23 protein-coding genes are annotated in these 23079 nt (G+C 40.9%); 22 read left to right on the top strand and 1 reads right to left on the bottom strand.

Annotated elements, in window-relative coordinates:
- The 19 genes from dnaK to recO all read left to right on the top strand — a co-directional run bounded on the left by dnaK (position 1) and on the right by recO (position 17896).
- Positions 1–1827: a molecular chaperone DnaK gene (gene dnaK, locus QT716_RS02960; RefSeq protein ID WP_317934349.1), complete on the top strand. Its 1827-nt coding sequence runs from the start codon at positions 1–3 to the stop codon at positions 1825–1827.
- A 128-nt stretch (positions 1828–1955) separates the two neighbouring features.
- Positions 1956–3095: a molecular chaperone DnaJ gene (dnaJ, locus tag QT716_RS02955; protein WP_317934348.1), complete on the top strand. Its 1140-nt coding sequence runs from the start codon at positions 1956–1958 to the stop codon at positions 3093–3095.
- 15 nt (positions 3096–3110) lie between these two features.
- Positions 3111–4055 carry a 50S ribosomal protein L11 methyltransferase gene (gene prmA / locus QT716_RS02950; protein ID WP_317934346.1) on the top strand — a complete coding sequence of 315 codons (945 nt, stop codon included), beginning with the start codon at positions 3111–3113 and terminating at the stop codon, positions 4053–4055.
- A gap of 2 nt (positions 4056–4057) precedes the next feature.
- On the top strand, positions 4058–4798 hold the full coding sequence (locus tag QT716_RS02945) for a 16S rRNA (uracil(1498)-N(3))-methyltransferase (RefSeq protein ID WP_317934345.1): 741 nt from the start codon (positions 4058–4060) through the stop codon (positions 4796–4798).
- Between the two features lie 16 nt (positions 4799–4814).
- Complete coding sequence (mtaB, locus tag QT716_RS02940; protein WP_317934344.1) at positions 4815–6158, top strand: tRNA (N(6)-L-threonylcarbamoyladenosine(37)-C(2))-methylthiotransferase MtaB; 1344 nt, start codon at positions 4815–4817, stop codon at positions 6156–6158.
- A 97-nt stretch (positions 6159–6255) separates the two neighbouring features.
- Positions 6256–6924 carry a deoxyribose-phosphate aldolase gene (deoC, locus tag QT716_RS02935; RefSeq protein ID WP_317934342.1) on the top strand — a complete coding sequence of 223 codons (669 nt, stop codon included), beginning with the start codon at positions 6256–6258 and terminating at the stop codon, positions 6922–6924.
- 100 nt (positions 6925–7024) lie between these two features.
- Positions 7025–7198, top strand: a complete 174-nt coding sequence (rpsU, locus tag QT716_RS02930) for a 30S ribosomal protein S21 (RefSeq protein ID WP_025784794.1) — start codon at positions 7025–7027, stop codon at positions 7196–7198.
- Between the two features lie 269 nt (positions 7199–7467).
- Positions 7468–8808: an NfeD family protein gene (locus QT716_RS02925; RefSeq protein WP_317934341.1), complete on the top strand. Its 1341-nt coding sequence runs from the start codon at positions 7468–7470 to the stop codon at positions 8806–8808.
- Positions 8808–9809, top strand: coding sequence for a flotillin-like protein FloA (floA, locus tag QT716_RS02920; protein ID WP_317934340.1), 1002 nt, complete (start codon positions 8808–8810; stop codon positions 9807–9809). Before QT716_RS02925 ends, floA begins: the two co-directional genes overlap by 1 nt.
- Positions 9810–9847: 38 nt before the next feature.
- Positions 9848–10360, top strand: coding sequence for a hypothetical protein (locus tag QT716_RS02915; RefSeq protein ID WP_317934339.1), 513 nt, complete (start codon positions 9848–9850; stop codon positions 10358–10360).
- 57 nt (positions 10361–10417) lie between these two features.
- Positions 10418–10675 (top strand): hypothetical protein, encoded by a 258-nt coding sequence (locus QT716_RS02910; protein ID WP_317934338.1) that lies wholly within the window; start codon positions 10418–10420, stop codon positions 10673–10675.
- On the top strand, positions 10665–11759 hold the full coding sequence (locus QT716_RS02905; protein WP_317934337.1) for a sporulation protein YqfD: 1095 nt from the start codon (positions 10665–10667) through the stop codon (positions 11757–11759). Before QT716_RS02910 ends, QT716_RS02905 begins: the two co-directional genes overlap by 11 nt.
- Positions 11760–12716 (top strand): PhoH family protein, encoded by a 957-nt coding sequence (locus QT716_RS02900; protein ID WP_317934336.1) that lies wholly within the window; start codon positions 11760–11762, stop codon positions 12714–12716.
- A gap of 79 nt (positions 12717–12795) precedes the next feature.
- A complete protein-coding gene (locus tag QT716_RS02895) occupies positions 12796–14913 on the top strand; it encodes an HD family phosphohydrolase (protein ID WP_317934335.1) in 2118 nt (705 codons plus the stop codon).
- Between the two features lie 22 nt (positions 14914–14935).
- A complete protein-coding gene (gene ybeY, locus QT716_RS02890; RefSeq protein ID WP_317934334.1) occupies positions 14936–15409 on the top strand; it encodes an rRNA maturation RNase YbeY in 474 nt (157 codons plus the stop codon).
- 1 nt (position 15410) lies between these two features.
- The gene (locus QT716_RS02885) at positions 15411–15761 is read left to right on the top strand and encodes a diacylglycerol kinase family protein (protein ID WP_317934333.1); all 351 of its coding nucleotides are present in this window, start codon (positions 15411–15413) and stop codon (positions 15759–15761) included.
- Between the two features lie 18 nt (positions 15762–15779).
- The gene (locus QT716_RS02880) at positions 15780–16187 is read left to right on the top strand and encodes a cytidine deaminase (RefSeq protein ID WP_317934332.1); all 408 of its coding nucleotides are present in this window, start codon (positions 15780–15782) and stop codon (positions 16185–16187) included.
- A complete protein-coding gene (gene era, locus QT716_RS02875; RefSeq protein WP_317934331.1) occupies positions 16174–17082 on the top strand; it encodes a GTPase Era in 909 nt (302 codons plus the stop codon). The genes QT716_RS02880 and era overlap by 14 nt, the downstream gene beginning before the upstream one ends.
- A gap of 28 nt (positions 17083–17110) precedes the next feature.
- Positions 17111–17896 (top strand): DNA repair protein RecO, encoded by a 786-nt coding sequence (gene recO / locus QT716_RS02870; RefSeq protein WP_317934330.1) that lies wholly within the window; start codon positions 17111–17113, stop codon positions 17894–17896.
- A 22-nt stretch (positions 17897–17918) separates the two neighbouring features.
- Here recO and QT716_RS02865 read toward each other — a convergent pair whose 3' ends face one another.
- On the bottom strand, positions 17919–19298 hold the full coding sequence (locus tag QT716_RS02865; protein WP_317934329.1) for a glycine--tRNA ligase: 1380 nt from the start codon (positions 19296–19298) through the stop codon (positions 17919–17921).
- A gap of 326 nt (positions 19299–19624) precedes the next feature.
- Between QT716_RS02865 and QT716_RS02860 the strand changes: the two genes are divergently transcribed.
- From QT716_RS02860 to dnaG, 3 genes are all read left to right on the top strand, one after another.
- Entirely contained in the window at positions 19625–20254 is a 630-nt protein-coding gene (locus QT716_RS02860) for a helix-turn-helix transcriptional regulator (protein ID WP_317934328.1), read from the top strand.
- Between the two features lie 10 nt (positions 20255–20264).
- Positions 20265–21107 (top strand): pyruvate, water dikinase regulatory protein, encoded by an 843-nt coding sequence (locus QT716_RS02855; protein WP_317934326.1) that lies wholly within the window; start codon positions 20265–20267, stop codon positions 21105–21107.
- Between the two features lie 159 nt (positions 21108–21266).
- Positions 21267–23078 (top strand): DNA primase, encoded by a 1812-nt coding sequence (gene dnaG / locus QT716_RS02850; RefSeq protein ID WP_317934325.1) that lies wholly within the window; start codon positions 21267–21269, stop codon positions 23076–23078.
- Position 23079: the final 1 nt, after the last annotated feature.

The raw sequence follows: 23079 nt of genomic DNA, 5'->3' as shown, positions 1-23079 counted from the left end.
ATGAGTAAAATTATTGGTATCGACTTAGGAACAACAAACTCAGTAGTTTCTGTGTATGAAGGCGGAGAAGCAAAAGTAATTCCCAATCCCGAAGGTAACCGCACAACTCCATCTGTTGTTGCATTTAAAAATGGAGAACGCCAAATCGGTGAAGTTGCGAAACGCCAGTCTATCACAAACCCAAACACGATTATGTCAGTTAAGCGTCATATGGGTACAGACTACAAAGAGAAAGTTGAAGACAAAGAATATTCACCACAAGAAATTTCAGCTATGATTCTTCAGTACATGAAGGGCTATGCAGAAGAGTATCTTGGTGAAAAAGTATCTAAGGCTGTAATTACAGTACCTGCATACTTCAATGACGCACAGCGTCAAGCGACAAAAGATGCTGGAACTATTGCTGGTTTAGAAGTTGAACGTATTATCAACGAGCCAACAGCTGCAGCACTTGCTTACGGTTTAGATAAAACAGATGAAGATCAAACAATCCTTGTTTATGACCTAGGCGGCGGTACATTTGACGTGTCTATTCTTGAACTAGGCGATGGAGTATTCCAAGTACGCTCGACTGCAGGGGATAACAAACTAGGCGGAGATGATTTCGATGATGTCATTATCGATTATCTAGTACAAGAGTTCCGTAAAGAAAACGGAATTGACCTTTCTAAAGATAAAATGGCAATGCAGCGTTTGAAAGATGCAGCTGAAAAGGCGAAGAAAGATTTGTCAGGTGTTACATCTACACAAATTTCACTTCCATTCATCACTGCAGGCGAAGCAGGACCACTTCACTTAGAAATTTCGTTAACTCGTGCAAAATTCGATGAGTTGACAGCGTCACTAGTTGAACGTTCAATGGTGCCTACTCGTCAAGCTATTAAAGACGCAGACCTTTCTCCATCTGAATTGGATCGTGTCATCCTAGTGGGCGGTTCTACACGTATACCAGCTGTCCAAGAGGCTATCAAAAAAGAAACAGGGAAAGAGCCATTTAAAGGCGTTAACCCTGACGAAGTAGTTGCGATGGGTGCAGCTGTTCAAGGTTCCATCTTAACTGGAGACGTAAAAGACGTCGTATTGCTCGACGTTACACCGCTATCATTAGGTATTGAAACAATGGGCAGCGTATTTACTAAGTTAATCGACCGGAATACAACGATTCCGACAAGTAAATCACAAGTATTCTCAACTGCTGCTGATAACCAGCCGGCTGTAGACATCCATGTACTTCAAGGTGAGCGTGCGATGGCAACTGATAACAAGACACTAGGTCGTTTCCAATTGACGGATATTCCGCCAGCTCCGCGCGGTGTACCTCAAATCGAAGTAACATTCGATATCGACAAAAACGGTATTGTTACAGTTAAAGCGAAAGACATGGGTACTCAGAAAGAACAAAACATTACAATTCAGTCTAGCTCAGGTCTTTCAGACGATGAAATCGATCGCATGGTAAAAGACGCAGAAGCTCATGCTGAAGAAGATAAGAAACAAAAAGAAGAAGCAGACCTCCGTAACGAAGCGGACCAACTCGTATTCATGGCTGAAAAGACATTGAAGGACTTGGAAGGCAAAGTTTCTGAAGAAGAAGTGAAAAGCGTTGAAGATGCTAAAGAAGCATTGAAAACTGCAATTGAAGCGAATAATCTTGAAGAGATGAAAGAGAAAAAAGACGCACTTGAACAGGTTGTTCAGCAAATGACAATGAAAATGTATGAGCAAGCTCAAGCAGAAGCAAATGCACAGGGCGAAAATGCAACTGATTCTGATGACGGTGTTGTTGACGCTGACTTCTCAGAAGTTGAAGATGACAAGAAAAACTAAATCAGTAACTGATTGACGGAAAAGTCAAAGTCCGATATTCCGGCTTTGGCTTTTTCGTTTGTTACCAAACTCACTCAATTAATGTTACAATGCACACAATGTTAAATGAGTATCGGGAGTGTAGATGAATGAGCAAACGGGATTATTATGAAGTATTAGGTGTTTCTAAATCAGCAACAAAAGAAGAAATTAGAAAAGCATATCGCAAACTTTCCAAACAATTTCACCCGGACTTGAACAAAGAAGAAGGCGCGGAAACTAAGTTTAAAGAAGTAACAGAAGCGTTCGAAGTTTTAAGTGATGAAAACAAACGCGCATCTTATGATCAATATGGCCATGCTGATCCGAACCAAGGTTTCGGCGGAGGCGGTTTCAGTGGCTTTGGTGGTGGAGATGGTTTTGGGTTTGATGACATTTTCAGCTCCTTCTTTGGTGGCGGTGGCGGCGGAGGCCGGCGTCGGGATCCAAATGCACCGCGTAAAGGCGACGATCTTCAATATACAATGACTGTCGATTTTATGGAGGCTGCATTTGGTAAAGAAACAGAGATTGAAATTCCGCGTGAAGAAGAATGTGAGACCTGTCATGGTAGTGGGGCTAAAAAAGGTACATCAGCTAAAACGTGTACAAATTGTAATGGGTCTGGTCAGGTGACAGTCACACAAAATACACCGCTTGGTCAAATGGTAAATCGTAAAGTCTGTAATGTGTGTCATGGTACAGGGAAAATCATTCCTGAGAAATGTACTACATGCCATGGAAGCGGCAGAGTTACAAAACGTAAAAAAATCAAAGTTACTATTCCAGCAGGTGTGGATGACGGTCAACAATTACGTGTCGCTGGCCAAGGTGAAGCAGGCGTTAACGGTGGACCATCAGGTGATTTGTACATCGTCTTCCGAGTGAGACAGCACGATAAATTCATCCGTGAAGCAGATGATGTGATTTTGGAAGTGGATTTAACATTCCCTCAAGCTGCTCTTGGCGATGAAATTGAAGTGCCAACCATACATGGTACTGTTAATTTGAAGATACCAGCGGGTACGCAAACAGGTACGACATTCCGCTTACGAGGTAAAGGAATTCAAAACGTTCATGGTCATGGAATCGGCGACCAGCACGTCATCATAAAACTGCTGACACCTAAGAAAATGACAGAGAAACAAAAAGAACTTCTCCGTGAATTTGCAACAATTGATGGAGATTCACCAGGTGAGTATTCTAGTTCATTGTTTGATAAAATCAAGAGATCTATTAAAGGCGACTGAAAGGACTGAGAATGCGTGAAATGGTCTGAAATTGCAATTCACACGACAAATGAAGCGACAGAGGCTGTTGCGAATATACTTCACGAAGCAGGAGCAAGTGGAGTTGTTATAGAAGATTCAGGGGAACCTGAACGCATTCATGAAGATCGGTATGGGGAAATCTATGATTTGAACCCTGAAGACTTTCCGGCTGAAGGTGTTTTAGTAAAAGCTTATTTACCTGCAAACAGCTTTTTAAAAGAAACAGTCCAAGAAATTAGTGAATCGATAGATAAGCTGAAGCAATTTAACTTGGACACAGGTAAAAGGGCTATTACTACAACAGAGGTAGATGAAGAGGACTGGGCGACAGCTTGGAAAAAGTATTATCATCCAGTGAAAATTTCAGGTCGTTTCACGATTGTTCCAACATGGGAAACTTATGAACCTGTCGAATCAGACGAGCTCATCATTGAACTAGATCCGGGAATGGCATTTGGCACTGGGACTCATCCGACCACCGTCATGTGTTTGCAAGCACTTGAAAAATACGTGAAACCTGACGATTACGTGATAGATGTAGGTACAGGTTCCGGGGTGCTGGCAATCGGAGCTGCTATGCTGGACGCGAAAGAGATACTTGCTTTAGATTTAGATGAAGTTGCGGTACGTTCTGCTAAAGAAAATATCGCATTAAACCAGTGCGAAGAAAAAATAGACGTTTTGCACGGAAATCTTCTTGACTCAGTAAAAGAACCTGCAGATTTGATAGTCGCCAATATTCTAGCAGAGGTAATTGTTACATTTTCGCATGAAGCATTTGAACTTTTAGCGGATGAGGGATTATTTATCGTCTCAGGTATTATTGCTGCTAAAAAAGACTTTGTTAAAGAGGATCTCATTCAAAAAGGTTTCGAAATTGTTGAGTCTGTCGTGATGGAAGATTGGGTTGCATTAATCGCTCAGAAGCGGGGAGAATAAACGTGCAGCGCTATTTTTTGGAGTTTCCGTTTGATTCTTCTGGAGTTGCCTCAATCACAGGCGAAGACGAAAAACACATTAGGCGTGTCATGCGAATGCGTGAAGGCGATGAAATCTGTTGTGTAAGCGAAGGTGTTGGGCATATCTGTGGAATTCAGCAATTTGATGAAGAACAAGTTGTTGTTAAGGATACAGGTCGTACTGCACGCGCAAGTGAATTACCTGTCAATGTTACATTGGCATGCGGTTTACCGAAGGGGGATAAGCTGGAACTGATCTCCCAAAAGGCGACTGAACTTGGAATGGCTGAACTTATCCCTTACCAAGCTGAACGTTCCATTGTTAAATGGGATGAGAAAAAAGGTGATAAGAAGACTGCAAGATTACGCAAAATAGCGAAGGAAGCAGCCGAACAGTCACACCGAACTGTCATTCCAGTGATTTCTGAACCGCTTACTTTTAAAAACCTGCTTATAAGAGCTGAATCATTTGATGTTTGTCTTTTTGCTGATGAAGAAGAGGCAAAGGATGGAACTTCAAATAAGATTGCAGTACATCTGCAAAAGGTGTATCATGGACAATCGATACTGGTCTTGTTTGGTCCTGAAGGTGGATTATCACGGTCCGAAGCAGACGATCTTAAAGGAGCTGGATTTTTACCTGTCTCCCTTGGTCCACGTATCTTGCGCACAGAAACAGCGCCTTTATACGTTTTATCCGCTATGTCTTACGAATTTGAATGAAAGAGGTGAGCAGCTTATGTCCTTGGTTGCCTTCCATACATTGGGCTGTAAAGTAAATCACTACGAAACTGAAGCCATCTGGCAGTTATTTAAAGATGCTGGCTATGAACGTACTGACTTTGAGAAAAACTCAGATGTATATGTTATTAATACCTGCACTGTTACGAATACTGGTGACAAGAAAAGCCGACAGGTTATTCGCCGTGCAGTCCGTCAGAATCCGGATGCAGTTATTTGTGTAACGGGTTGTTATGCACAAACCTCACCCGCAGAAATTATGGCAATCCCTGGTGTTGATATAGTAGTCGGTACGCAAGACCGTACGAAATTACTAGGGTTAATCGATGAATACCGTACAGAACGTCAGCCGATTAATGCTGTACGCAATATCATGAAAAATAGAGTTTACGAAGAATTGGACGTACCTGCATTCACTGATCGTACTCGCGCATCTTTGAAAATCCAAGAAGGATGTAACAACTTCTGCACATTCTGCATCATACCTTGGGCTCGCGGACTTATGCGTTCTCGGGATCCTGAAGAAGTTGTGCGCCAGGCACAACAATTAGTTGACGCAGGGTATTTGGAAATTGTTTTAACTGGAATTCATACTGGCGGATATGGCGAAGACCTTAAAGATTATAATCTTGCTAAATTACTTATCGATCTTGAGACGAAAGTTAAGGGGCTCAAACGACTTCGTATTAGCTCGATTGAGGCAAGTCAATTGACGGATGAAGTGATTGAGGTTTTAAATAATTCTTCTATTATCGTTCGCCATTTACACATTCCAATCCAATCAGGTTCAAATTCCGTTTTAAAAAGAATGCGTCGCAAATACACTATGGAATTCTTTGCTGAACGCTTAGATCGTCTTCGTGAAGCATTGCCTCATCTAGCTATTACTTCGGATGTAATTGTTGGTTTTCCGGGTGAAACGGAAGAAGAATTTATGGATACATATAACTTCATCCGCAATCATCGTTTCTCTGAATTGCATGTTTTCCCATATTCTAAACGTACTGGAACACCTGCAGCCAGAATGGAAGATCAGGTTGAAGAAGAAGTTAAGAATGAACGTGTGCATCGTTTAATTGAATTGAATGATCAGCTTGCAAAGGAATATGCTGCTGAATTTGAAGGCGAAATTCTTGAAGTCATTCCTGAAGAAAAGTTTAAAGAAGATCCTGAAAGTGATTTGTATGTTGGATATACAGACAACTACTTAAAAGTTGTGTTCCCTGCTGATGAAGAGATGGTTGGTAAAATCGTCCGTGTGAAACTATTAAGAGCAGGTTATCCGTATAATGATGGGCAATTCGTTCGTGTTATGGATGAAGAGAAAGAATTAGTTATTTAAGCGAAACCACTAGGTAGATACCTAGTGGTTTCTTTTCAATTGAAGATGATTCTGCTATGATGAAAAAGATACGCACATCCTCCAGGAGGTAATATATATGAATTCAATTGCGAAAATGATTGATCACACATTATTAAAAGCAGATGCGACTAAAGAACAAGTTTTGGAACTATGTAACGAAGCTAAGCAATATGAGTTCGCTTCAGTATGCTTGAACCCTGCTTGGGTGAAAACCGCGGCAAAGGAGCTTGAAGGAACGTCTGTAAAAACGTGCACAGTAATCGGTTTTCCATTAGGTGCGACAACAACTGAAGTCAAAGCATTTGAGACGAAAAATGCAATTGACAACGGTGCAACTGAAATTGACATGGTTATCAATATCGGTGCATTAAAAAGCGGAGATACAAAAACTGTACAATCAGATATCGAAGCTGTTGTGAACGCAGCTAAAGGCAAAGCTATTGTAAAAGTAATTATTGAAACTTCACTTTTAACTGATGAGGAAAAACGTACAGCGTGTGAATTGTCGGTTCTTGCGAAAGCTGATTTTGTAAAAACATCCACTGGTTTTTCAACAGGCGGAGCTACGGTAGAAGACGTGAAGTTGATTAGAAGTACAGTGGGACCGGAAATGGGTGTTAAAGCATCGGGCGGTGTTCGTAGTTTAGAAGACGTCACAGCTATGAAAGAAGCAGGGGCAACACGGATCGGTGCTAGTTCTGGAGTTGCGATTATGAATGGTCTTCAGTCAAAATCCGACTATTAATTTCAACTTTTATATTGACCGTTAGAAAATAGTACGGTATAATTTTCAAGTACATAGCAGTATGCTATGTTCGAAGTGTGTTCGGAGGGAGGGACAAGAGATGACTAAAACAACTGTTCGTAAGAACGAATCACTTGAAGATGCTCTTCGCCGCTTCAAACGTACTGTATCTAAGAGCGGTACGATACAGGACGTAAGAAAGCATGAGTTTTATGAGAAGCCAAGTGTTAAGCGTAAAAAGAAATCTGAAGCTGCTCGTAAACGCAAATTCTGATTAACTCCTATATTGTTTGCTTAAAGCAACGTTAAACCAGTAAAATGCGCGTAAGCCAGAAAATCCTAAGGATTTTCTGGCTTACTTTTTTTGTAGGGAAAAATTAGGATCCTTATTGGAAAGAATGCAAGTTGTTATTTAAAATCTTAATTTTAGCGGCGAATTGAAATTTAAAAGAAAATACTTTTCGGATAATGAAACTTACGTGTGTTTCATTCGTATAATAGGTATACTAAAAGGACAATCAACTTAGAAAGCAGGTGAGATTTTTGCAGAAGCTCATTAGAGGAATTCTGCTCTTGACACTTATCATTTCAGCAGTATTGTTTCCACTTTCCACTACATCATCAGCTAAAACTGGAACCGTTTACAAAGTACCGGTTCATAATGAGGTAGAAAAAGGATTATATGCTTTTCTTAAGCGTTCTTTTAAAGAAGCTGAACAGTCTGGCGCCGATGTCATAGTGCTGGATATCAACACTCCGGGAGGCTTCACGGATACAGCTGGAGAAATTGCCAAGTTAATGGATGAAACAGATACTAAAATTGTTGCTTTCGTTAACAAACGTGCACTGTCTGCAGGAGCTTTCCTAGCTTTACATGCAGATGAGATCTATATGGCTCCAAACTCTACAATGGGTGCCTCTGCTGTTATTGACGGCTCGGGGAATGCAGCAGATACGAAAGCCCGAAGTGCATGGTCTGCAGATATGATAAATGCAGCCGAATCCCATCAGAGGGATCCGAAATTTGCTTTAGCCATGGCAAATCCTGAAGAAGATTTATCGGAATTTCGTGCAGGGCCCGGTGAACTGTTAACGTTAAGAGATAGTGAAGCTGTTTTGCCTGAAGTGGGGTACAGTGAAGGAACCGTTGCGAATTATGACGAGTTACTAACAAAAATTGGTATGAAAGATTCCACAACCATATCAACTGACCCGACACTTACTGAACAAATTGCCCGCTTCATCACAAATCCTGTAGTCGTTCCAATTTTACTTTCAATTGCAGGGTTAGGGTTGATTGTTGAGTTGTACTCACCAGGATTTGGGGTCGCGGGTACGATGGGGCTTTCTGCGCTGTTATTGTTTTTCTATGGTCACTTAATTGCTGGACTAGCAGGCTATGAAACAATACTTCTCTTTATCATAGGGGCAGGCTTAATCATTGCAGAGCTGTTTCTGCCGCATGGTATAGCAGGGATTTTAGGGGCAATCGCTGTCACCGGTAGTATTATTTTGGCAGGTGCGAATCCTGTATATATGGCAATATCGGTGCTAATTGCACTTGTCATTGCTACAACAGGGATGGTGGTTATTATGAAATTCTTTGGAAAGAAACTTCATTTGTTGAACAAAGTAATTCTCATGGATGCAACGGACACAGAAAGCGGTTACGTTTCCAATGTGAACCGTATTGACTGGTTAGGTAAAACTGCAGTCACTCTAACCGCGCTTCGTCCCTCAGGAGCAATTGTAATGGATGGAGAAAGAATTGACGTAGTTTCAGAAGGAAACTACATCGACAAAGGAAAGCATGTTAAGATAGTGAAAGTTGAAGGATCCAGGACGGTAGTTCGGGAACTTCAAGAAATGGAGGGAAATGAATAATGATCAGTGGTAGTCTAATTGGTATTGTTGTAATCGTAGTTTTAGCGATTATCTTGTTGTCAGTGTTCTTTACGTTTGTACCAGTTGCATTGTGGATTTCCGCAGTATCTGCAGGTGTTCGAGTAAGTATCTTTACACTTGTAGGAATGCGTCTAAGAAGAGTTATCCCGAATCGTGTTGTGAATCCACTCATTAAAGCTCACAAAGCTGGCGTGGATGTTTCAATTAATCAGTTGGAAAGTCACTACCTTGCAGGTGGTAACGTAGACAGAGTAGTGAATGCTCTAATTGCGGCTCAACGCGCAAACATTGAATTGACATTTGAACGTGCTGCTGCGATTGACCTTGCAGGCCGGGATGTTTTACAAGCAGTTCAAATGTCCGTAAACCCGAAGGTAATTGAAACACCATTCATCGCGGGTGTTGCTATGAATGGTATCGAAGTTAAAGCGAAAGCGCGTATTACAGTTCGTGCTAACATTGACCGACTTGTCGGTGGTGCTGGTGAAGAAACAATTGTTGCGCGTGTTGGTGAAGGTATTGTCTCAACAATTGGTTCGTCAATTGACCATGCTAAAGTATTGGAAAATCCAGACCTGATTTCACAAACAGTGTTAACAAAAGGTTTGGACTCAGGAACTGCTTTCGAGATTCTCTCTATCGATATTGCTGATGTTGACATCGGTAAAAACATCGGTGCAGAACTTCAAACAGAGCAAGCGCAAGCTGATAAGAATATTGCACAAGCGAAAGCTGAAGAAAGACGTGCAATGGCTGTAGCTAGCGAACAAGAAATGAGTGCTAAAGTTGTAGAGATGCGTTCTAAAGTTGTGGAAGCCGAAGCAGAAGTACCATTGGCAATGGCAGAAGCGCTTCGCACTGGAAACATTGGCGTCATGGATTATATGAATTATAAAAATCTTCAAGCCGATACAGGTATGAGAGATTCCATCGGGAAAATCAGCGGTTCGGGCGACCAAGAGAATAAGCCGAATACCTAAACTGCAGAACTGCAACTTCCCGGAAAGGGGATGTGCTGATGGAACAAATTATTATTCTGATTGTTATTGGACTTCTCAGTACGTTATTCTCTAAAAAGAATAAGGGCGGGAACCAGGATCAGAAACAAGGAGCACCTCAACGAATGGAGACCCCCCAGAAGCAGCCGATGCCGCAAAAGGCAGAAGCGCCAGCTCAGCGGGCACCATCCAATCATGAGCAGATGGATCCATTTAAAAGATTAAAAGAACTTACTGGGGAAATTTACAAAGAAATTCAAGAAGACCAACGGAAAACAGTTACAGAACAACCTGTACAAATCGAACCCGTTTCAATTCCTGAAGTTCCTGTAAAAAAACCTGTAAGCACAAAACAAAGTCGGCCCCACAGACAAGCCAGCACCCGTTCTTCTGGTAGACTCACTACACACAATCCAGAACAACAGCGGTTTGTAAAACAAGAATCTCTAAACGTAAATGTTACTAGTAAGCAAGATTTACTTAGAGGAATCGTGTTTTCTGAAATTTTCGGACCACCTAAGTCAAAACAATAAACAAATACGCATTGACCCCCTCTACCGCGCATAAGAATGGTACAGGGGGTCAATGCGTTGAGAAAACTATTTGAAATGGGATCATTACTATCAATCGAAGATTTTAATACGCTCAAAGTACTTGGCGGATATGAATTGATTAAAATTACAGAAGGGTATGCCCACTTGCGAAAAGAAGGCTACGATATTCAAATTAGTGGAATTGAAATTCATTTTGATATGCTAATGGAGCACTCAGCTTTACTCTCCTTCACCGAGTTACATGATATTCGAATTACAAAAGCGGCGAAGGAAGGGGAATCGCATGAAACATAAGCAATATGATGTGGAACTGCGAGGAATTGGTGAACCTGCTCGTCTTATCAATGAAATGGTTCATAGTAAGAAAAAGGTAGCCAAACTTGAAAAAGTTGACGGTGGTATTTGGTTTCAGACAGATGCCAAGGGTATCGAATATATCCGAGCGAACAGAAGGAAATTCAATCTGAAAGTTCATATAGTCCGTTTAAGTGATGGAACGCCAATAAGCAGATTATTTCATTCTTGGAGCGTTTTATTGCTTTGTATTATTCCGTTTGCAGCTTCGTTATTTCTTTGGCAAGTAAATGTAGATGCAGAGCATCCGGAGATTGCAGAACGAATTGAACAAAAGTTAAAAAAATCTGATGTAGTTCCCATGCAATTGCTGCGGAAACTACCTGACGAAGGAACTATACGCAGTTTGCTGATGACGGATGAACCAGATCTTTCATGGGTACGCTTTGAAAAAAGGGGGGCTATCTTAACAATAATTCCGATGCATTCACCAAAAACGACTGAGAAAATTGAGAAGGCAAATAAACCGAGTGAGCTTGCTGCGCGCACAGGGGGAGTCATTACAGGCTTTCAGTTAAAAAGCGGTGAACGGGTTGCCCGTATCAATCAAACCGTCAAACAGGGGGACCTGCTGGCCACAGGGGTACTTGAGCAGGGGGATAAGGTGTCGGTAGTAGGAGCAGAAGGTTCAGTCTTCGCAGATTACTGGCTAGAATACAAATTCGTTTTGCCTAAAACAATTGAATATCGTGCAGCAGGAGAAAAGCGCATGTCTTTAGAATGGAACTTACCTTGGTTGAAACAAAGTTCAGATAGCCAACCATTTTGGAAGATCGTAACCTGGAAAGAAGAACAATATGATCAGGTTAAAACCATTACTTTAGAAGAAGGCATGGAAAAAGGTTTTCTGGTTCCGCTACTAAAACATAAATTGTTATCTGAAACCTCATATGAAAAAGATATTAAGGATGAAAATATTTTACAGGTAACCTTTGATAATGATAAAGTTACTGGGACTATACTTTTTTTGATCAATGAAAATATTGCGATGAAAAGACCAATATCCCAAGGGGGAGACGATTGATTGAGTGAACAACAAATTCAACTTCATTTAGAAGATCCAAACGAAGCCATTATGTTGCTAGGCATTTCCGATCAAAACATTAAGCTGATTGAAGAAAATCTTTCTGTCGCTATGTTATCGCGGGGGGAAACCATTTCACTTAAGGGCTCTGAAGAAAATACAGAAGCTGCTAAACAATTATTGGAGCAACTATTGAAAGTGATACGTAAAGGTATCCAAATCAACCAAAGAGATGTTGGAACTGCACTTGAAATGGCGAATAATGGAACTATTGAATATTTCGCTGAACTGTATGATGTTGAAATTGCAAGAAATAGTAAAGGTAAAGTAATTAGAGCAAAAACTATTGGGCAACGGGAATACGTTCAAGCAATTAGGCAAAATGATCTCACTTTTTGTATTGGACCTGCAGGAACGGGGAAAACATATTTAGCAGTTGTTTTAGCTGTACATGCGATGAAAACGGGTTCTGCAAAACGTATTATTTTAACTCGTCCTGCAGTAGAAGCCGGCGAAAGTTTAGGCTTTTTACCAGGAGACTTGAAAGATAAGGTTGATCCATACTTACGTCCTCTTTATGATGCTTTGCATGATATGTTAGGTGCTGAGCACACGGAACGGTTAATCGAACGAGGAACCATTGAAATTGCGCCACTCGCCTATATGAGGGGCCGTACATTGGATGATGCATTTGTTATTTTAGACGAAGCCCAAAACACCACTCACGCTCAAATGAAAATGTTCTTAACTCGGCTTGGATTCGGCTCCAAAATGGTAATAACGGGTGATAAAACCCAAATTGACTTACCAAAGGGTGCAAAGTCAGGACTCATTGCAGCTGAATCAATTTTGTCTAAAGTCCGTGAAATCCATTTCCAATATCTTGAACCTGCTGATGTAGTCCGGCATCCAATTGTAGCAAAAATAATTGAAGCATACGAAGAAGAGCAGTCCTAATAGGACTGCTCATTACATACTCGACTTCCACCTAAACTTCCACATTTTTTGTGAATTCGACTGAAAGGGGATTCAAGGGATGCTTAAGCCGTTGATCCAACTTATCAAGTCCTTGAAATTTCATGTAACCGCATGGTTAGTAATTGGATTATCTGCGATACTGCTTTTCTTTTTTGTCTATGATGATGTAAAGCAAGAGACATACGAACTCTCACCTTTTCAAATTTCTCCCAGCACGATCCGTTCGTTGAAAACAGTTGAAGATTCTGAGAAAACTGAAGAAGAACGGGCACGAGTTGCGGAAGAACAACCTGCGGTCTATCAGTTCAACGAAGAAATCGCATCTAATCGTCAATCGATAGCTACTTCATTTTTTGATTATTTACTTGAGGTAAAGGAAAATTCGTTAGACAGTGAAGAGAAAGTTTCTGAGGACTCTCTTAAAGCTGCAATTCGAGAAATGAATTTGAAACTAAAAGAGCTGAAAGAAAAAGAACCTGATTTTTACTTGAGTCAACCCGTGCTGACGGGTTTGCTGACTGAAAAAGAAACTGTCTTGATTGAAATGCGAAACGAACTGAATCAGATCTTATCAGAGGAATTGTCACAGCCTATTAAAGCCAAAGATCTATCAGTTGTTCAATACGAAGCTGAACGAAAAATCAGGACTTCAATTAGTATTCCTGATGGACAAGTTCAAACAATGATTCAGCTCGTACGTCCTTTAATTGAGCCGACTGAGACCATTAACGAAGAGTTGACGGATCAGCGTTTGAAGCAGGCTAAAGAAAGTATTGAACCTACACGTATCTTACAAGGACAAGTTATTGTGCGTGAAGGACAAGTCATCGACAAAGAAATCTATCGTCAACTTGAAGTTACCGGTCTTCTGACAAACCAGACTTCTGCAAAACCGATAGTAGCACTCATTTGCTTGATTTTGCTTTTATCTGGTCTTGTATATATACACTTCATGTCAAGAAAAGAAGACAAGACTGTGCTGAAGAAAGCTCTTCTCATTTTTTACTCGGTATTCTTTTTAGTCATAGTTATGATGAAATTGACAGGCGTACTCGAGAGGGAATTTGATGTCCAAGTTTCATTTTTGTTTCCAGCTGCCCTGGCTCCATTGCTTATTAAGTTATTGACGAACGAACGATTAGCCATTTTGTCTGTTGTTATCCTATCTGCAATTAGCGGTCTTATGCTGCAAGAAGGGGTAACTTCAATCATGCAAATGGAAATTGTACTCTATTTCTTATTGAGTGGAGTTACAGCATTACTGGTTCTTGGCGAGAGTGGAAGAAGATTAACAATCATGAGAACGAGCTTAGCAGTTGCAGTTGCCAATTTGTTATATGTAGCGTTTTACTTATTGATGACACAATCTAGTTATACCTTATCGGAGCTAATGTTTTATGCAATTGCTGCGGTCAGTTCTGCTATCCTTTCTGCCGCGCTTACTATCGGATTACTTCCGTTTTTTGAATCTGTATTTGGCGTTGTATCGGACATGCGTTTGATTGAACTGTCTAACCCGAATCATCCGCTGCTCAAAAAAGTACTGACAGAAACTCCGGGTACTTATCATCATAGTGTTATGGTTGCTAATTTGGCGGATGCTGCTTGTGAAGCGATTGGTGCGAACGGGTTGCTTGCTCGTGTGGGAAGTTACTATCATGATATTGGAAAAACAGTAAGACCGTTATATTTCATAGAAAATCAGCATGGAGTAAACTTGCATGATCAGTTGACACCTGAAGAAAGCCGGGATATTATTATTGCCCATGCAGCGGATGGCGCTAATATTTTAGCAGCTAAAAAGATGCCAGCGCAAATTGTGGATATTGCGCGCCAACATCATGGAACGAGCTTTTTGAAATTCTTTTATAGTAAAGCTAAAGAGCAGAACGATGAAGTTAAAGAGGATGATTTCAGGTATTTTGGACCCAAACCTCAGACTAAAGAGATTGCGGTTATTTCTATTGCGGATAGCTGTGAAGCAGCTGTGCGCTCTATGAAAGAACCAACACCTGAAAAAATATCTGGACTCGTAAAATCTATTGTCAAAGACAAATTAAACGATGGACAGTTTGACGAATGTGACTTGTCTATGAAAGAAATTCGTATTGTGGAGCAAGTCATATGTGAAACGTTAAATGGGATATTTCATAGTCGGATTGAATATCCGAAATGATAGTGAGCGAGGAGTGAGAAGAATGATAGTGATTGATTTCATTGATGAAATTGATGAAATAGATGAGGATACTCGGCAGTTGGTTCAAGGTATCTTGTCTTTTGCTGCTGAAAAAGAAGGACTGGAAAATGGTACGGAGCTTTCAGTTACGTTTCTCGACGATGAAGCAATTCGACAAGTGAATCGGGAGTATCGCGGAAAAGACCAAGCGACAGATGTTATTTCGTTCGCCTTAGAAGAAGTGGGTGAAGGAGAAGTTCCAGTGGTAGCTATCGATGAGATGCCCCGTCATTTAGGAGACCTTCTAATTTCAGTTGAGACTGCAAAACGCCAAGCTGCAGAATATGGACACAGCATAGAGAGAGAAATTGGTTTTTTGGCTTTGCATGGTTTTCTTCATTTGCTTGGATATGACCATATGTCAGAAACAGATGAAAAAGTAATGTTTGGCCGACAAGAGGAACTATTAACTTCATTCGGCCTCGATAGAGAGTAGCATGAAAACCTTTTTCAAAGCGTTTACTTATGCGTGGATGGGGATTGTACACGGGACCACACGTGAGCGTAATGTTAAGTTTCACCTAATTGCTGCAATGATTGTATTGGCTGCAGGATGGATGACAGGACTTAGTCAATTGGAATGGATCATCATCATTGCTGTTATTGGACTTGTCATCGCTATGGAGTTTTTGAACGCTGCAGTAGAAAGGGTAGTAGACTTAGTGACACAAGAAGTGCATCCGTTAGCTAAACAAGCTAAAGATCTTGCCGCGGGTGCAGTTCTTGTGTTTTCAATCGCAAGTGCAATTATAGGAATAATAATCTTCTTGCCAAAATGGCTGATGTAAATGAATGGAGCGATATTGATGGATAAACAGCAATTAATGGAACATGCAAAACGTGCACTAGAAAATGCATATGTACCGTATTCTAAATTCCCAGTAGGAGCAGCATTGCTGACAGAGGACGGTATCGTATTTGAAGGGTGTAACATAGAAAATTCGGCCTATAGTATGGCGAATTGCGCGGAACGTACAGCTTTCTTCAAAGCGGTCTCTGAAGGAAACCGGTCTTTCAAAGCACTTGCCGTTACTGGAGAAACTGAAGGCCCCATTTCACCTTGTGGAGCTTGCCGCCAAGTGATTTCGGAGTTTTGCTCCCAAGATATGCCGGTATATTTAACAAATCTAAAAGGCGATGTAACGGAAACAACTGTTGGGGAATTGTTACCTGGCGCATTTAGCAAGGAGGACCTCGACTATGGCGCCAAGTAAATTTAAATCAGGTTTTGTTTCTATAATCGGAAGACCAAATGTAGGGAAATCTACGTTCCTAAACCGGGTAGTTGGACAAAAGATTGCAATCATGAGTGACAAGCCGCAAACCACTCGTAATAAGGTACAAGGGGTGGTAACAGGGGACGATTCACAAATCGTTTTTATTGATACACCTGGAATTCACAAACCTAAACACAAATTAGGTGACTTTATGGTGAAATCGGCTAAAAATACTTTGAAAGAAGTAGACGTTGTGATGTTTATGGTGAATGCAAATGAAAAAATCGGACCTGGAGATCGATTTGTCATCGAGATGTTGAAAGGTTCAAATACCCCTGTGTTTTTAGTTATAAATAAAATTGACTTGGTACACCCAGATGACTTGCTGGGCATAATTACTTCTTATGTAGATGAATATGATTTTGCGGAAATTGTTCCTTTGTCAGCACTGAATGGAAATAACGTTGAACGCCTTATGGAGACACTTAACAAGTATTTGCCGGAAGGTCCTAAATATTACCCGGATGATCAAGTAACTGATCATCCAGAACGGTTTATTATTTCAGAGTTAATTCGGGAAAAAGTACTTCATTTAACGAGAGAAGAAGTTCCTCATTCGATAGCGGTAGTCATTGAAAAAATCGCTCGTGATGAAGAAAATGCAATCGTCAATGTAAATGCGACTATAATTGTGGACCGCGATTCCCAAAAGGGGATTGTTATTGGTAAACAGGGAGCACTATTGAAGCAAATTGGCACAAAAGCCAGACGTGATATTGAAATGTTACTTGGTTCTAAAGTGTTTCTTGAACTATGGGTGAAAGTGCAAAAAGATTGGCGCAACAAACCTGGACAGCTGAAGGAATTCGGCTTCCGCGACGACGAGTATTGATCGTCACACAATAGTGGAGGCAAACGTCATGATGAATAAATGGGAAGGTATTGTTCTGCGAACAATGCCTTATGGCGAAACGAATAAAATTGTGACAATACTAACTAAAGAAGCTGGGAAACTGACTGCAATGGCGCGTGGAGCGAAAAAACCTGCCAGCCGATTATCTTCTATTACACAAGTCTTTTTATATGGCTCCTTTTTGCTGCGTACTGGCAAGGGGATGGGCACTTTAGAACAAGGTGAACCCATCAATTCAATGCGTCATATTAGAGAAGACCTAGAAGCAACCTCTTACTCCAGCTATATAGTTGAACTAATCGATAAGCTGACAGAGGATGGAGAACGGTCTACAGGAATCTTTGATTTACTGCATGATGCTTTACACGCTATAAATGAAGGGTATGATCCCGAGGCGATTTCTTTGTTTGTGGAGTGGAAGATGCTGAGAGTGGCAGGGATTCATCCGATTTTACATCAATGTGCTTCTTGCGGTGCTGTAGAAGGGGAATTCGCTTTTTCGTTCCAGGAAATAGGATTTCTCTGTCATCGGTGCTTCCATACAGATCCGTACTTAGTCAGAATATCCCCATCACAGCTTAAGCTCATCCGAACTTTTGCAAATGTCCCGATTACACAAGTGGGGACTTTAAATCTTAAGAAACCAACGAAGCAGTTTATGAAAAAAATAGTACGGCAAATATACGACGAACAGGTTGGTTTGCGATTGAAGTCGCTTCTATTTTTGGATCAGCTTGATCGAACACCTAATTTGCTGCCTGAAAAAGAAAAACCGGCAGAGTCAGATGATTAATCTGGCTCTGCCGGTTTTCTATTTAAAATGATATCTTTTCTTCAATATATGCTTTTAGCTCGCTGATTGGCATACGAACTTGCTCCATCGAATCGCGATGGCGAACAGTTACTTGACGATCCTCTTCAGAATCGAAGTCATACGTAATACAGAAAGGTGTTCCAATCTCATCTTGACGGCGGTACCGTTTACCGATTGATTGTGAATCATCATACTGTGCAGGGAAGTGCTTACAGAGCTCTGCATAGACCTCTTCAGCGCCAGCAGATAACTTCTTAGACAATGGCAGTACCGCAGCTTTAACAGGAGCTAGAGCCGGATGGAAACGCATTACCGTTCTCTTGTCATCACCTTCAAGAACTTCTTCATCGAAAGCATCACAAAGAAACGCAAGTGTGACACGGTCTGCTCCGACAGAAGGCTCGATACAATAAGGTACGAATTTCTCATTTGTAATTGGGTCTTGATAGTGGAAATCTTCATTCGAGTATTCCATATGACGCTTTAAGTCGAAATCAGTTCTGTTTGCAATACCCCATAGTTCTCCCCAGCCGAATGGGAATTTGAACTCGATATCCACTGTTCCTTTTGAATAATGGGAAAGTTCATCTTCATTATGCTCACGAAGACGCATGTTGGTTTCAGTTAAACCTAGATCTAGTAACCAGTTTTTAGAAGTTTCACGCCAGAATGCATACCATTCTTCGTCTTCGCCAGGTTTACAGAAGAATTCAAGCTCCATTTGCTCGAACTCGCGTGTCCGGAAAGTGAAGTTACCAGGTGTGATTTCGTTACGGAAACTTTTTCCGATTTGAGCAATTCCAAATGGAAGTTTTTTACGCATAGAACGCTGAACATTTTTGAAGTTTACAAAAATACCTTGAGCTGTTTCTGGACGTAAAAATATTTCATTTGCCGATGAATCTGTAACACCCTGTGTCGTCTTGAACATTAAATTGAACTGACGGATGTCAGTGTAGTCCAAAGCACCGCAAGTTGGACATACAATATTATGCTCCATGATCAGATCTTTCATTTTTTCAAATGGCATTCCGTCGACAACAATTTCCATTCCTTTAGCATCGAGTGCATCTTCAATTAGTTTATCTGCACGGTGACGGGTTTTACACTTTTTACAATCAATCATCGGATCGTTGAAGTTACCGATGTGACCAGATGCTTCCCAAACCTTTGGATTCATTAAAATTGCTGCATCGAGTCCAACGTTGTAAGGAGACTCTTGTACGAATTTTTTCCACCATGCCCGTTTAATATTGTTTTTCAGCTCAATACCTAGTGGACCGTAGTCCCACGTATTAGCAAGTCCTCCGTATATTTCAGATCCAGGGAAGACAAATCCTCGTTGTTTCGATACGTTCACAATTTGTTCCATTGTATACATAATAATCCCTCCAATTAAAATAAGCACCCGTCCTCGGACATAGAATGTCCGAGGACGGGTGCGTGATTCCCGCGGTTCCACCTCGATTGACTGCAATACATCACAGCCCTCTTTAGACTTACAATGGCTCCAGGTTGCCTTTTCGTGTCCAGTACGGGCTTTCACTATCCCCGCTCGCTTTTATGTGACAGTACTTATTGACCTTTCTTCGCCTATAAACATGTTGAATTCAGTTTAGCACGGTTCGCGATTCTTCGCAATAGAACTAAGTTTGTTATATACTAGTGAAAGATTAGCTTAATTGAACGCTTAGGACGGTGACATAGATGGAACTCAATAAGCGCCAGACGGAGATCCTGGAGATCGTCAAGGCGGATGGACCGATTACTGGTGAGCACATTGCCGATCGGCTGAATTTAACAAGAGCTACCATACGACCAGATCTTGCAATACTAACCATGGCGGGCTATTTAGATGCACGCCCTCGCGTTGGTTATTTCTACTCGGGTAAAAAGCAGGTACATTCAGTCGGTGACGAAATGATTGGTATGAAAGTTGGCGATTTCCAGTCTACTCCTGCTGTTGTAACTGAACACATATCTGTTTACGATGCAATTTGTGAAATGTTCTTACAAGATGTTGGTACGCTGTTTGTGGTTGATGAGCAAGCCTGTTTAATCGGTGTTCTTTCACGGAAAGATTTACTTAGAACAAGTATCGGGAATACAGAACTTGAGAAGATGCCTGTACATGTCATTATGACCAGAATGCCGAACATTATTTATTGTCATAAAAAAGACACACTTTTATCGGCTGCTCGTAAAATGATTGATAAGCAAATAGATTCGCTGCCTGTTATTGGCATGGAAACAAATGGGTTAGAGGTAATTGGAAGAATTACAAAAACAAATATCACTGCAGCATTTTTAACACTTGCACAAGATCATGAGCTATGAGGTGAGTCCTATGAGTAAACTTAAGTTTTTTATCGTTTCCGATTCGGTCGGTGAAACAGCAGAATTAGTTGCGAAGGCAGCGGCTAGTCAGTTTCGTCAAGACTTGGATACTGTTGCTATGAAACGATTTTCACATATCGAAGAAAAAAGTCAGCTTGCGGAAATAGCGTGGTTAGCGGAACAACAAGGTGCGATTGTCGTCTATACATTAGTACGAAGTGAAATGAGGGCGTCACTTACTCAGTGTTGTCAAGAGCATAACGTTCAATGTATAGATCTTTTAGGGCCGATTATGCAGTCGATTGACCATGTATTAGATGAACGCCCTATCGAAGAGCCCGGATTGGTTCGTCAGCTGGATGATGACTACTTCAAAAAAATTGAAGCAATAGAGTTTGCAGTTAAATATGATGATGGACGGGATCCGCGCGGGGTGCTGAATGCGGATATTGTGTTGGTAGGTATTTCCAGGACATCTAAAACACCGTTATCTCAATACCTCGCACACCAGCGCTTTAAGGTTGCAAATGTACCGCTCGTTCCTGAAGTCGAGCCACCTGCGGAACTTTATAGTATTGATCCAAACAAAGTTTTTGGACTAGTTATATCTCCTGAAATTTTAAATTCAATTCGTAAGGAACGGTTAATTGCCTTAGGTTTGAAAGATGATGCCAGCTATGCAAAAATTGATCGGATAGAACATGAAATTAATCACTTCAACAAAGTGATTAAGAAAATTGGATGTACAGTTATTGATGTTTCGAATCGTGCTGTAGAAGAAACAGCAAATGTAATTTTGTCACAAAAGAACACCTATGAGTTTGAGAAAATCCGGAAGGACCTCCATCGATAAGGCAGGTCCCTCTTTTTCGTTTTATATCTTTGTGAAATAACTAGTATTATTTTTAAAAGTCCTGTAATATAGCAGTTTCGAAGAAATATAAAAAATTTGTCGAATAAGAAGGATATTACAAGTCTACATCGAATTTAAGACTGTGAAGATGGTGATATTATGTCAAAGATTCCTGAACAGACAATTGAAGAAATTCGATCCAAAACAGATATCGTCGACCTTATAGGCGAACATGTCCGTCTTACAAAGAGAGGGAAGAACTGGTTTGGTCTTTGTCCTTTTCACGGTGAGAGTACTCCGTCGTTCTCTGTTTCAGAAGAAAAACAACTGTTTCATTGTTTCGGGTGCGGAGCAAGCGGTAATGCAATCACATTTGTTATGGATATCGATAATCGGCCATTTACAGAGGCAGTAGTGCAGCTTGCGGAGAGACTTGATATTCCTATTGACGCATCTGTGGAAATGGGTGGCCGGTCAGAAAAGAATGTGGCGCATAAACAAATGTATGAAGCCCATGAATTCGCGGCAAACTTCTATAATCATCTCCTTTTGAATACGGTGGAAGGTGAAAAAGCATACGAATATCTTGAACAAAGAGGATTTACAAGGGAAAACATCGAAAAGTATAATATCGGATGGGCTTTGGACGATTGGGAAGCACTATCTTCTCTTTTACAGCGTCAAGGTTTCGATATGAACGATATGGAACAAGCTGGTTTAGTCATTCATCGTGAAAATGGAACTGGATATTTCGATCGGTTCCGCGGGAGAGTCATGTTTCCACTATATGATGATCATGGTACAATAGTCGGGTTCTCCGGACGTGTGCTAGAGAAATCGGAGAAAGAGGCAAAGTATCTCAACAGCCCTGAAACCCCTATTTTTGAAAAAGGTCATTTATTATACAATTTTCACCGGGCACGTCTTAATGCACGAAAAACGGGTAATGTAATAATATTCGAAGGTTTTATGGATACATTATCCGCAGATCGAAATGGTATTGAAAATTCTGTCGCAGTGATGGGGACAGCGTTATCTGATACTCAGCTTATAAAGTTAAAGCGTATCACCAATGATATTGTCATTTGTTGTGACGGTGATAATGCAGGTTGGGAAGCAGCAAAACGTTTTTCCGGATTAGTTATGGATAAAGGGTTCTCCCTTAAAATAGCTATACTGCCTGGCAAGATGGATCCAGATGATTATATTACGCAACATGGTATCGAAGCATTTCGTGAAAAGATTTTGGATCATCCTCATACGTACATGTCTTTCATTATGTCTTATGCAAAACGATCTAAAAATTTATCGCATGAAAATGATGTACTGCAATTTATCCATGAGGTGATGGAGGAGTTAGCAAATACTCTGACGCCTGTAGAGAAAGATATGATGTTGCGTCAGCTTTCTATGGATACGAATGTTTCGATTGAAGCGCTTGAACAACAGTATTTAAAAGCTGCTGGAAAAGCTGTCAGAAAAGAGCAATCTGACAGCTTTTCCGAGCCAGCGCTGCCAATCATACACCAAAAAAAGAAAACTATTTCTGCAACCGAACGTGCGGAGCGTTTGCTTTTGGGGCACTTGCTTAACGATGGCAGTATTTTCGATTCAGTCCAGCACCAGCATGAAGAATTGTTCGTCCATGACGACTATGCAACAATCTATATTCGTCTTGCTGGATTTTACGAACAGTATGGAGCGCCAGATTTTCATCGTTTTGCGGAAACAATCGAAGATCGCAATCTTCGCAGAATTGTATTAGAAGCTGCTGTAATAGAGCGTGATCCGGAGCATTCAGAACAAGAAGTTGGAGATTGTGTAACACATTTAAAAAAATATAGAGTTCAACAAATTATTACTCAGAAGATGCATGAGTCCAAGGATGCAGAAAAAATAAACGATCATACTACAGCTCTTGAGCTGGCTAGAGAGATCATACAGCTCCGGAAATCATTATCGGCAATGTGAG

The organism is Sporosarcina aquimarina, from assembly GCF_033253705.1.
GTDB classification, from domain to species: domain Bacteria; phylum Bacillota; class Bacilli; order Bacillales_A; family Planococcaceae; genus Sporosarcina; species Sporosarcina aquimarina.
This window is presented reverse-complemented; position numbering and strand designations above follow the sequence as displayed.